Annotated in this window: 11 protein-coding genes, 1 tRNA gene and 4 pseudogenes; 5 read left to right on the forward strand and 11 right to left on the reverse strand. The window is 58.5% G+C overall.

Annotation, left to right across the window (positions count from 1 at the left end):
* Positions 1-215: 2-oxoglutarate and iron-dependent oxygenase domain-containing protein (locus ABSE61_RS34750; RefSeq protein ID WP_423875705.1), on the forward strand; the 215-nt coding region annotated here is incomplete at its 5' end.
* Positions 208-1,199 (forward strand): annotated as a pseudogene (locus tag ABSE61_RS34755) (LysR substrate-binding domain-containing protein). The gene ABSE61_RS34750 and the pseudogene ABSE61_RS34755, both read left to right, overlap by 8 nt.
* A 95-nt stretch (positions 1,200-1,294) precedes the next feature.
* Here the strand turns inward: ABSE61_RS34755 and ABSE61_RS34760 are convergent.
* Together ABSE61_RS34760 and ABSE61_RS34765 are read right to left on the reverse strand one after the other, a co-directional pair.
* Complete coding sequence (locus ABSE61_RS34760; protein ID WP_423875706.1) at positions 1,295-1,762, reverse strand: sterol desaturase family protein; 468 nt, start codon at positions 1,760-1,762, stop codon at positions 1,295-1,297.
* 144 nt (positions 1,763-1,906) lie between these two features.
* A complete protein-coding gene (locus ABSE61_RS34765) occupies positions 1,907-2,179 on the reverse strand; it encodes a phasin family protein (protein WP_423875707.1) in 273 nt (90 codons plus the stop codon).
* 291 nt (positions 2,180-2,470) lie between these two features.
* Between ABSE61_RS34765 and ABSE61_RS34770 the strand changes: the two genes are divergently transcribed.
* Entirely contained in the window at positions 2,471-2,698 is a 228-nt protein-coding gene (locus ABSE61_RS34770) for a hypothetical protein (RefSeq protein ID WP_423875708.1), read from the forward strand.
* Between the two features lie 527 nt (positions 2,699-3,225).
* Here the strand turns inward: ABSE61_RS34770 and ABSE61_RS34775 are convergent.
* From ABSE61_RS34775 to ABSE61_RS34785, 3 genes and pseudogenes are all read right to left on the reverse strand, one after another.
* Positions 3,226-3,621 (reverse strand): hypothetical protein, encoded by a 396-nt coding sequence (locus ABSE61_RS34775; protein WP_423875709.1) that lies wholly within the window; start codon positions 3,619-3,621, stop codon positions 3,226-3,228.
* A gap of 1,172 nt (positions 3,622-4,793) precedes the next feature.
* A pseudogene (locus ABSE61_RS34780) lies at positions 4,794-5,426 on the reverse strand (Sir2 family NAD-dependent protein deacetylase); the annotation flags it as partial.
* Positions 5,427-5,496: 70 nt separating this feature from the next.
* The gene (locus tag ABSE61_RS34785) at positions 5,497-5,766 is read right to left on the reverse strand and encodes a conjugal transfer protein TraD (protein ID WP_423875710.1); all 270 of its coding nucleotides are present in this window, start codon (positions 5,764-5,766) and stop codon (positions 5,497-5,499) included.
* 65 nt (positions 5,767-5,831) lie between these two features.
* Here ABSE61_RS34785 and ABSE61_RS34790 point away from each other — a divergent pair, with 65 nt between their 5' ends.
* Complete coding sequence (locus tag ABSE61_RS34790) at positions 5,832-6,020, forward strand: hypothetical protein (protein ID WP_423875711.1); 189 nt, start codon at positions 5,832-5,834, stop codon at positions 6,018-6,020.
* Positions 6,021-6,043: 23 nt separating this feature from the next.
* Here the strand turns inward: ABSE61_RS34790 and ABSE61_RS34795 are convergent.
* Positions 6,044-6,128, reverse strand: a tRNA-Leu gene (locus tag ABSE61_RS34795).
* A gap of 115 nt (positions 6,129-6,243) precedes the next feature.
* A complete protein-coding gene (locus tag ABSE61_RS34800) occupies positions 6,244-6,486 on the reverse strand; it encodes a FliM/FliN family flagellar motor switch protein (protein ID WP_423875712.1) in 243 nt (80 codons plus the stop codon).
* A 67-nt stretch (positions 6,487-6,553) separates the two neighbouring features.
* Here ABSE61_RS34800 and lipB point away from each other — a divergent pair, with 67 nt between their 5' ends.
* The gene (gene lipB, locus ABSE61_RS34805) at positions 6,554-7,279 is read left to right on the forward strand and encodes a lipoyl(octanoyl) transferase LipB (protein WP_423875713.1); all 726 of its coding nucleotides are present in this window, start codon (positions 6,554-6,556) and stop codon (positions 7,277-7,279) included.
* Positions 7,280-7,363: 84 nt separating this feature from the next.
* Here the strand turns inward: lipB and ABSE61_RS34810 are convergent, their stop codons facing one another.
* The 4 genes and pseudogenes from ABSE61_RS34810 to ABSE61_RS34825 all read right to left on the reverse strand — a co-directional run bounded on the left by ABSE61_RS34810 (position 7,364) and on the right by ABSE61_RS34825 (position 10,325).
* Positions 7,364-7,618 carry a hypothetical protein gene (locus tag ABSE61_RS34810; RefSeq protein WP_423875714.1) on the reverse strand — a complete coding sequence of 85 codons (255 nt, stop codon included), beginning with the start codon at positions 7,616-7,618 and terminating at the stop codon, positions 7,364-7,366.
* A 12-nt stretch (positions 7,619-7,630) separates the two neighbouring features.
* Positions 7,631-9,070: pseudogene (locus ABSE61_RS34815) on the reverse strand (TIGR01777 family oxidoreductase).
* A complete protein-coding gene (locus ABSE61_RS34820; protein ID WP_423875715.1) occupies positions 9,067-9,729 on the reverse strand; it encodes a DUF4166 domain-containing protein in 663 nt (220 codons plus the stop codon). Before ABSE61_RS34820 ends, ABSE61_RS34815 begins: the two are co-directional and overlap by 4 nt.
* Before the next feature lie 24 nt (positions 9,730-9,753).
* Positions 9,754-10,325, reverse strand: a pseudogene (locus tag ABSE61_RS34825) (GbsR/MarR family transcriptional regulator).
* Positions 10,326-10,435 lie beyond the last annotated feature (110 nt).

A 10,435-nucleotide genomic window follows, 5' to 3' on the forward strand; every position in this document is an offset into this window, starting at 1 on the left:
TACGAAGTGAGGAAGTATCCATGAACTCCATTCCCTTGATTGACGTCGCCCCGCTGCTAAACGGCTCCTCCAAGGAAGCGCATGCCGTTGCGAATGCCCTTGGACATGCTTGCCGCGAGGTCGGCTTCTTCTACATCACCGGACACGGCGTCCCCGCTTCCTTAAGTGTTCGAAGATTCGGCTGCCTTGTTTTCGGCGCCTGCGCCGGTGCGTGAGGCGGCCTCGTTTAGCCGCGCCAGCGGAAACCGCGGTTACATCCGGCTTGGCGGCGAGAGCCTTGATCCGGACAAACCTGCCGACGTCAAGGAAGCTTTCAACATCGGCCTCGAACTCGCCGCCGACGATCCCGAATTGCTCGCCCGCGCGCCGTTCCGGTCTGCGAACCTGTGGCCGGATCTGCCGGGCTTTCGTGACACTATGCTCGACTATTTCAATCGCGTCTGGCGACTGGGGTGCGATCTGCATCGCGGGTTCGTACTTGACCTCGGACTTGACCGCGACTTCTTTGAGGCGAGCCTGGACAAACCCATCGCTACTCTACGCCTGCTTCATTATCCTCCGGTCAAAGGCCCCCAACCCGATGGACAGCTTGGCGCGGGGCTGGCCTCGAACCTTGTCCCCAGTACGGTGAAAGAGTTTCGAGTTGCCAATCCGCGGGTCAAGCTTAGCCTGACGCTGTTCAACACTGGTGAGGAAATCCAGTCCGCCGTCGCCAACGGCGAGGCCGACCTCGGGATCGGCTTCGACTTCACCAAGGACGGCAATCTAAAGGTGCTGGCCCGCGCGGTCGGCCGGCTCGGGGCGGTGATGGCGCCGAACCATCCGCTGGCCAAGCGCAGCAGTATCCGCCTTCCGACTGCATCGACTATCCGCTTGTCATCGCCGACAGCAGCAGCGCGATCAGGCCCTATCTCAACGCCGCCTTCACCCGCGCGGCCATCGACCTGCAACCGGTCATCGAGACCAATGCGATCGAGATCATGCGCCATGCTGCGATGCTGAATAACGGCATCACGTTCCTCACGCCGTTCGATATCGAATTCGAGCGCCGTGCGGGGCGGCTCGTCTATGTGACGGTCCGGGAACTCGCCCATGATGCGCAGGCGCTGAACTTGATCGGCCGTGAGCGCGGCAGCAGCGCCATTGCGAGCGTACTCGCTGAAATGCTGAAGGTCATGATGCGAGATGCTGCTGGATAAAGACCTCGCCTAAACCTGACCTCTTTGAACGCGCGCCGACCCGGATCAAACTGAAAGCAGCTGCCGTTGCCATCGGCGCGGCCATCAAGCAGCCGTCAGCGCAGCATGGTCCTGAAGATATGATCCCAAAGCGTTGTGCTGACGCCGTAGTTGCGGGACGCAAATCTATGATGGCTTTGATGATGTGCTAGCAGTGACACGGGCAGATTGTCCGGACCGTGATGCGCCAAGTGATGCACGAAGAGATACCAGGCGTAGCCGAGAAGCGCGCCCGCAAGGAAAACTCCGCCGGCAATCAAATAGACCAGCACGAAACAAACCCAAATTTGCCATAGAATTTTGCGGACCGGATCATCGGGGGTGGCGTGGTGTAACCGATGCTCTCTGGCCATCAGCTTATGAAATACAAACCGGTGAAAAACATATTCGGCAAAGGTCCATACTACGACGGCCGCGATGAAAACCTCAAAGGCGGAAGTCATTTTGAGTGGCGAAATCGCCAGCAGGAACATTGCCAGGAGAGGTGCAATAAGCATTTCGCCGAAAAAAATGACGGCGGTCATAAACACGAACTCGGTGCTAGAAACACAAGTTCTCCGCACTTGAGGTTTCCGGATTCACGCAGCCACAACAAGCAGCGCTCGATCGCCAGCTTGAACCAAAGACAATCACAGAACCGAACGTTGATAATAGAGGTATGGGCGAGATTAATTGGATACCGCGAGCTTTGGCGTTCCAACAGTCATTGGCTCAAATGCTGATTTAAAAAAGTCCTTGTACATATCGCCGATCTTGGTCGCCTCGGCGACAAACGTCTCATAAGCCGCTTTCATGTGATCGGTTGTGATCTGCATCGCTTGGTCAGGTGCCTTGATCGTGGCGATTTTTTCCATGTAGGCTTTGTTCGCCTCGAAGGACGACTTTACGTAATCGACGTGAGCAGTCGTGATGGCCTTCATCTTGTCTTGAACGGCAGTCATGTCTTTTTCCTTTTGATTGTTAAATGCAATCGCATCCTCAAAGCGTTATGTTTTGCTTTCAGTGATCCGATGCTGGGCCTTGAGTTACTGTTTACGCTGCAGCGCACTCCGCTCGCAGGTCAATACTGCTCACATTTACGGAAATATCACTTACGGACATCGCCAGGCCCCTCTTCGTTTAGTTTAGTATGGAGATGGATGGCGAGACGGGTCTTCCCCGCCAATGCGACACGAAGCTAGTCGTTCCGAGGCCATCCGCCGACTTATCGAGCTCGGGCTGAGGGCGAAGAAATGATCATCGAAAATACGGACCGAAGGGTCCAGGCGAGCCAGCGGCAAGTGATGCAGTATCTAAGATTGTGCGACTGGAATATCGTGGCCAAGCTACCCGTTGCCGCGACCGCGGGCACGCTTCGCCAGCTGACCAATTATGGCTGGATCGAACGGCGGGGCGGTGGCCAAAGATCCGAGATCAAACTCACGCCCGCGGGGCTAGCGGCGCTACAGGCGCCCATCTGATTTGGGCACCAAAGCCCTCCCGAGGGCTGAAGGTAAAAAGCAAATGATCAAACCGAAACGATCCGCCGAGCAACACGTCGCGAACCAAGCCGATCGAAGCGCCCTCGGTCCGTTGGCGTCGAGGCAGACGATATCGGAGAGTCAAGCCGAGCCTGAGTTCCAGGCGAGCCACAAACGCCTAAGAGCAGAGCGGCTGGTGCGTGAGGCTGGGCTCAAGGTGAAGAAGTGAGCGAGCAGGAAGAGTTGGTTCAGGATATTGGGAGCCAACGTGGCTAGCATAACTCAATTTTCAATTGTTACTTACGAGCGCAAACCCGGTCTTTGGCGCGCGGCCATAACCCCTATTCGGCCCTCTGGAGTTGTTCGAGGCCGGACTGTGACGAGCATCATAACCCCGAGCGACTACTTATCTGAACCGGCTGCCGAGTTTGCGGCGCATAAGATCATCCTCAAGCTTTAGTTGCCGTCGCAAAAGTGGTCACAGAGCCTGGTTGCGATCCTCGCCTTGTTCGCTTTCGCATGTTTCGTCAGGTGCCCCCGGGCGCCACGTAACAGAACACGGTATCGCTCGAGCTCAAGAAGATGATGCCGTGGCCCGTTGGGTTGCCACTGTCCACTTTCAATTTTGTGTTTGGCACAAGGATTCGAGTACCCGGCTCGACATGATGCCGCCCGAGAGGCCCGTCATCGCGCGTGTCCGTGATGATCGCGACATATCGATCCCCATCGGATTCGAACGCGTCTGCAAAGTAAGCGTCAACGCCACCGCAGCACGAAATCGTTGGATTATCAGGCATCATAAGCGACTTGTACCATTTCGAAATCGATGGATCGACGGAGACCCATTGCCCTATATCGCGGGCAGACAAAAGCATTGGCATGCCTGCCATCAACAATATGAAGATCGTGCCGAGCTGTTTCACGGGCTTGCCTAAACCGGATGTTTTCCAAAGTCCGAGAGGATGCAGATTGTTCCACAACATCGACTAGCAGCATTGTCAGTCCATTCCGGGCCGCAACACTTAGCTGCTTCCCTCCGCGCCCCGATCGGCGCATCGCTTTTGGCCGCCATCTGTGAATTGGGGCGGATCGTTCAGCGAGGGAATCGGCCTAACGTTGTGACGCCGCCTCTTGGCGGTTTCGGACTCGGCACCCGTCGCTAATGACGGGCCTTTTCTTTTTTGCCAAGCCCTCACGGGCTGCTTTCGTGTATTCGAACTAGCGCTCGGAGGCTCGACAGCCAACAACGGTGGCAGTAACCCGGAAATTTGCCCTGTCCGAATGAAAGACGCAGAAATAGGCGAGTTCGCGATCTAGTCCAAATTCAACGGGAACGGGGTAAGCTGGAGCGGCGCTGCCTATGCTGCAACTGCCCCCAACCACCTGGTACCCGTGTTTCAGCTGGTCGTCTTTTAGTTGCGCTGTGGCGCTAACTTCTCCAGTTCCGCTGGAGTTACGTACGGTAGATACACAATCGCGAGAATCGGCAAAAAGTGATTCTGCCCCAGCCGAAAGCTCTGGGCTTTCTGGACCTGACGGCTGCTTTCACGGAGCAAAGCGGACCTTCCGATAACGGCGCACGAAATCCTTATCAGTTAGCAAACTGACTCCGTTTTGCTAATTTCCTTATCAGTCGCAAATTGACTCCATTTGCGAGCAAACCTTGATCGCTGCCTTCAATCGAAGATGACTACGTCGGCGATGTCAGTATCGATCAACAGGGGCAAGCTCGACGGATCTTCAGCAGGCTGATTCTTAACCCACACGTAAAGCAGATTAGGCGGAATAGCTCGATAAGTTGCCACCGAGCCACGACCGGGTCCAAATCCCGTTTGACGTCAACCTCGTGTCGTCCAGCCACACGGAATCGAGGAAATGCCACCAGTCGCCGCAGTTCTCGGCGTCCGATTGCGAACTGTCAGGAAAATACACAAAAGCTACCCAGCCGCAAACAGTCTCGATCTTGTCATGTTATTTGGCAATTGCCCGCCGCTGTCTCGGTAACTGACAAGGTTTCTGCCATTTCCTTATCAGTTCGCGAACTGATAAGGAAAGAAAAACCCTGTCGTTGGCGAACTGAACCATCAGGTGTGCTTCACAGCAAGAACGACAGCGCCGCCTCGCAACGCTCTTCCACTTTTAACGTCAACAGATCGTCGGCGCGCGTGCGCCCGAGGTTTACGGCGGCGATCGGGATGCGCAGCTGTGCTGCAGCTTGGGCAAAACGGAATCCCGAATAGACCATCAATGACGAACCAACGACAAGCATGGCGTCCGCGCGATCCAGGTGCGCTAGGGCTGCGTCGACATGAGCGCGCAGGACACTTTTACCAAAAAAACACGACATTGACGCCACCACAGGAAGCGCACAGCGGCACCGTAAAGCCCGAAAAGTCGGACTGGTCCAGATCAGCATCGCCGTCAGGCCGTACCGCGGCCTCGAGTCCGGCCCAAGCGGCGTTCAACCGGATAAGTTCGTCTTGAAAATCGGCGCGCCGGCGTTCGGTCGAGCAGACCATACAAAGTCCAGCCGGCCGTGGAGGTCGATCACGTCCCTACTCCCGGCAGCCTGGTGCAGCCGGTCCACATTTTGCGTCAAGAGAAACAGCCGCCGGTGACTTTGGACGAAGGCTTGGATCTCAGAGTTGGCCATTCTGCAGCTATGTAATTGACCTCTAGCCATAGCGCCAGACCGCCGAAATCGCTGGCTACAACCGACCGGCGACCGGTTGGCACCAAGCCGCAGGATGGGCGGGCAGCACTGCGATATTTGGAGTCTCCGCGCCGCCCGCCATCGGTCATGCCCGATCCTGCGGCGTTTCCTGCGAGATGGTGGGCGCATCTGTCACCCGTTCCAAAGAGAATGCCTCCTTTCCCTTTGCGGCCCAGAGCGCTCGCGCCTGTTCGCCTTGATTGCTTTTGAGCTTGTCTGCCATCCAGAGCAGCGCGCCGAGGATGATGGCGCGATCATCGCCGGTCAAGTCGACCACACGAGACTTGACGACGAGGCCGCCGAGTTCGATCAGATGCCGCGTGCGCTTGCGGCGCTCGACCTGCCACGTGCGCATGTCATGCCGCGCCCTTGCGGCTTGATATCGGTTGCGCGCCGCTCGGTTGTGCCCGAGCGATGGCGATGTTCGGCTGGCGCGATCACAAGATGCCGGCGCTCTACATCGCCAAAGCGAGTCTCGACAAGCTTGCGATCAACGGGATGGAGAAGATCCAGGCCTATGATCAGATGGAGAACATCGCCGATCCGGCGATGCCGATCGACCAGAACAGAATAGTAACTTTTGAGAGTAACCGGCGGAAAAAACCCTGAGATTTCAGCGCCAAGTGTGGGGGTGGTGCGCTCGGAGGGACTCGAACCCCCACGATGTTACTCACTGCCACCTCAAGGCAGCGCGTCTACCAATTCCGCCACGAGCGCTAAAAGAAGGCACAATGCCGACGCGAGAGCGCATCGACGGCGCCGATGTAACAAATCGGCAATGGTGGTACAAGGCCACCCATGCAGGGATTCAGAGATTTGCCGGGCAACACCTTCAGCGTGTACCGATGGCCTTCGGCAGCATTTGCTTGACTTCGACTGCGATCCGGTTGCGATCGACCAGCACGACGCCGGAAGCGACCGGCAAGGTGTTGGCGAGGATCTTCACTTCGTCCGCCTCGGTGGCGTCGAGTTCGATGATGGCGCCCCGGCTGAGGCGCATGACTTGATGAATTGGCATCGTCGTGGTTCCCAGAACCACCATGAGATCGACGCTGACTTTATCGAGAGTTGGCACCGGATAAGCTACCGCACAGACGAATGCAAAATTGCGTATCCAGAGATCACCACGTTATGGTTAGCCGATGGTTAATGACCGCCAAAACCTCGATTTATCAGCGTTCTCGCGTGCTCCCGACGCCACCGCGGTCGAATGGCTGATCTCGGACCAGGCGATTCCCTACCCGCAAGCCATGGAAGTGATGGAAGCGCGGGTGGCCGATATCGCCGCAGGGCACGCGCCCGAGCTGGTCTGGCTGCTGGCGCACCCTTCCCTGTACACCTCCGGCACCAGCGGCAAGACGGCCGACCTGCTCGACCCTCGTTTTCCAGTCTTTGACAGCGGACGCGGCGGGCAACTCACCTATCATGGCCCGGGCCAGCGCGTGGCTTACGTAATGCTCGATTTGAAGCGGCGCCGGCCGGACGTCCGGGCCTATGTCGCGGGCCTCGAGCAATGGATCATCCGGACGCTCGCGGCCTTCAATGTCCGGGGGGAACGGCGTGAGGACCGCGTTGGCGTCTGGGTGGCCCGGCCGGACAAAGGCAACGGCTTCGAGGACAAGATCGCCGCCATCGGCGTGCGGTTGCGGCGCTGGGTGTCGTTTCACGGCATCTCGATCAACGTCGATCCCGACCTGACCCATTTTTCCGGCATCGTCCCTTGCGGCGTCACCGACCCGCGCTATGGCGTCACGAGCTTGGCCGATCTCGGCCTCACTGCGACATCCGCGGATGTCGATATCGCGCTCCGGCAAGCGTTCGAGGAAGTGTTTGGCTCGCAACAGCAGCGCCTGCCCGAGGCGATCTAGATTTAAGTGCGGGCCTTTAATTTAAGAGCAGCTCTGCGCCGCGTCGGCCGCGTTCCGCAGCGCCGTTGCGAACGGGTAAAACCGTCAGGTTGATGCGCTCGATGCAGGACAATCGGCCCCGGCATATTTTCCGGCGACCAACCAATAAGCCGATCCCGCCGCGAATCCTGCCACAACAAACAGCAGACTAAATCTCGATGGCTGCGGCAGGAAACCAGCCGATAAAAGAAATTGGCTCAAAGCGCTTTGCCCACCATAGGAGTAGATCGCGATCGTGGCTGCGATACATCCGGCGAGCGAGCCCACTACGGGCCGCGCATAATCATTGCCGAGAGCCATCGCGCACCTCCATCACAGAATTGCACCCAACGCGCTTCGCAGGGTTTCATGTCGAAATACGAAGCCGCTGCTCAGAGCCTTGTTGGGGGATCACGCGTTGTCCTCCGAGCAAAAGCTCGTTCGCCAAATCGCCGGCCAACCCACGAAGCAAGCTCGATGGAATTCGAAATACCGCCGGTCGTCGAAGCCGCCGGCCGAGTTCTTCGGTGAACGTCCCGTTGGTGACGGGGATCGGCGCCGTTGCATTGATCGGGCCCGAAATATCGGGCTTTGCGATCGCGTGCGCGATCAATCGAATGAGATCGTCACGCTCGATCCAGGACATCCATTGGTTACCCGATCCCATCGGGCCGCCAAGACCAAACTCGAACGGTGTGAGCAGCCGCGTGAGAAGGCCGCCTTCGGTTCCGACCACCAGACCGATCCGAAGACATATGACCCTGACGCCGTATTCCGTCGCGCGGTTGGCTGCGGTTTCCCAGGCGTCGCAAAGCTCGTGGCTGAAGCAGACATGGGATTTCGCCGATTCCGTCAGCACCTGATCCTGCCAAAGGCCATACCACCCGATCGCCGATCCATTGACCAGCACGGCGGGCCGCCGCTCCAGCCGGCCGATCAAACGGACGACGTCGTCGGTCATGTTGACGCGCGACTCGACGATTTTCCGCCGCTTGCCCTCGGTCCACAATCCATTGCTGATCGGCTCGCCCGCGAGGTTGACGATCGCATCAATGGTCATGTCGGCGGACAATTGATCGAGGCTGGTGATCAACGTGATCGGCGGATACAACGCCTCCGCTTTGGCGGGATTGCGCACCAGCGCAATGACCTGATGGCCGGCCTTCGTCAGGCTCAAAACCAGACGGCTGCCGATGAAACCGGTCGCGCCCGTCACCAAAATCGTCTGCCTTCCGCTCAAAACTCCGACGAGCCCGTCGGCGGCGATCTCGCTCAGCCTCGCAAGGCGTTTGGCCGCGGCAAGGTCCCGCAACCCAAAAAGCGCGACGGTGTCGCGGATACGGCCGCAAGGATGCTCCAGTGGCCGTAAGACACCCATTGGACCTCGCTCGAGCGACCGGCCCATTCGATTAAAATCGGCACCAGCAGCACGAGGATCGCGCCATAGTTCAAGGCCAGGAGCGTATGGTTGACACGCTCGCTTGCGGGAAGTTTCCGGCTGAGGTCTTCCTCAACGAAATCCATCAACGTGATGACGACCTCGGCGATGAGAACCGCGATCACAACGATGGCCCAGATGCCGTGAACTTCAAGCCAGCCCAGCGTAAGCAACAGCAGGGCGTAGAGGATGTTTCGCACGCCGTGAAGCTGGAGTTCGTGACGCTGCGAGGGCCGCCACGCCAACCGCTCGGTCATTTCGTGGTGATAGAACGTGTCGAATGCTCCCATCGCGATCTGGATGCCGATCAAGATCCAGAGCAGTAATGACGTCATGATGCACTCTCCCTAAACACGGCCGACTGGCGCAACAACCGTCCGAAATACGGATGGACGATATCAAGGGTGAAGCGGAAAGCATTTCCGCCGAGGTCGGAATGAATGACGGTCAGGTCGCCGGGCGTCAGCCAGTCCGGCAGCGGTACGCGCAAAGGTCCCAACTGCAAGGCATAGCCTGCGCTTTTGAACACCAGCGCGCCGTCGGCGACCGAAATTCGCAACGCCAAGGTGATGCCAAACCCGACATATTCTTGAAGACCCGTCGGGCCGCTAAAGCTCTTCATGGAATGAATAACCTGCGGGAAACCGTTGCGACGCGGGTAGATGCGGGACCAGATCTGGCCACCGCCAGTCCTGTCCTCGGTCACGGTGACGATGGTGGATACAGCCGTTTCAGAAACGATCGGCAGCGGTCCCCCGACCAGACGGGCGGCCTGCGCGATCCACCACCCTGCCCGGGTGAAGCTCGCCTCCTCGACTTCGCCGACATAGACGATCGTCGCGCCGTCGGTGAGGCGTTTGGAAAACCGCCGCCAGATTGCGACCGGTAAGCGGCCCCAGTCTTCCGGCGGCAGCAGGGCGTGAAAGCGGTGATCGTCGAGCAATTTGGTGTGAGGGGCGACCGATGAAGGAAATCCGATCCTTGCTGAGGTCATGGCACACTCCGCTCACCCGCCGTCCTATTTGGCTTTCCCCGGCAGGAAATTGATGATCTTTTCGCCGAGCTTGATCAGGGCGATCAGCCGTGGCCGCGGCACGTTCAACATCTGCACGTACCGCGATCGACCAGTTCGGTGAAAGCGAGCATTTCCTTCAGCCGCTTGCTCGCGACCGGGCTCATTGTCGGATCGTCGGCGGCATCCACCACGCAGGCGCGAAGCGCATCGACCGCGGGATCAATCTCGCGTTCCTTGCGGCCGGCGGCGATCCGGGCCGCCACTTCCCAAATATCGGTTTCAGCTTCGAAATGATCGCGCCGGTCACCGAGGATCGGTACGCGCCGGATCAGGTTCCACGCCATTAGTTCCTTGATAGAATTGGAAACGTTGGAGCGGGCCATGCCTAAGGTATCGGCGATGTCCTCGGCTGTCATCGGAACTTCCGACAGATACAGCAATCCGTGAATCTGGCTTACCGAGCGATTGACACCCCACTCGTCGCCCATGTCGCCCCAATTCAGGATGAACCGTTCGACGGCGGCGGGTATGGGAGCGAATGTCAAGCCAGGCTTGCAAGGCGTCGGGATCGGCATAGGGGGCGACCTTTTGGGTCGCTCCCCTGCCACACCACCCGGCATGCGGGTCCGCACCGGGCGGTTCGAGAGGTTGAGGTCATGAGAGACGGGGCAAGCCCAGCCGATCG

Origin of the sequence: Bradyrhizobium sp., assembly GCF_049519115.1 — a bacterium.
In the GTDB taxonomy this organism is placed as follows: Bacteria; Pseudomonadota; Alphaproteobacteria; order Rhizobiales; family Xanthobacteraceae; genus Bradyrhizobium.